At 68.4% G+C, this 453-nt stretch carries 1 protein-coding gene; it reads left to right on the plus strand.

Features of this window, described 5'->3' with window-relative positions:
* The coding region (locus SM191_RS19585) for a GTP-binding protein (RefSeq protein WP_341507663.1) at window positions 1–409 on the plus strand (409 nt) is incomplete at its 5' end.
* Between the last annotated feature and the right edge of the window lie 44 nt (window positions 410–453).

Consider the following 453-nt stretch of genomic DNA (forward strand, 5'->3'; position numbering starts at 1 on the left):
CGATCCGGCGAAGTTTCATGCCTTCCTGACCGATGGCGGCCTCGACCATGTGGTGCGCGCCAAGGGGCATTTCTGGCTGGCGACGCGCCCCGACTGGGTCGGCGAGCTGGCGGTGGCGGGCAGCCAGACCGAGACGGCGCGTATGGGGCGTTGGTGGGCGTCGATCCCGAAGAACCAGTGGCCCGATGACGGCCGGTTCGAAGAATTCGTCGCCAAACACTGGGACATGATCTGGGGCGACCGGCGGCAGGAACTGGTGTTCATCGGCATCGGCATGGACGAGGCCCGCATCCGCGCGCGGCTGGGCGCTTGCCTTGTCCCCGCCGCCGCCTTCACGCCCGCTTTATGGGCAACGTTGCGCGATCCCTTCCCCATCTGGGGCGAGCGTCAGTTGGAAGCGGCCGAATGACAGGTGTCGCCGGCGGGGCCCGCGCGCCGGCGCCACCACAATTT

Source organism: Sphingomonas sp. 2378, assembly GCF_038084995.1.
Classification (GTDB): Bacteria; Pseudomonadota; Alphaproteobacteria; order Sphingomonadales; family Sphingomonadaceae; genus Sphingomonas.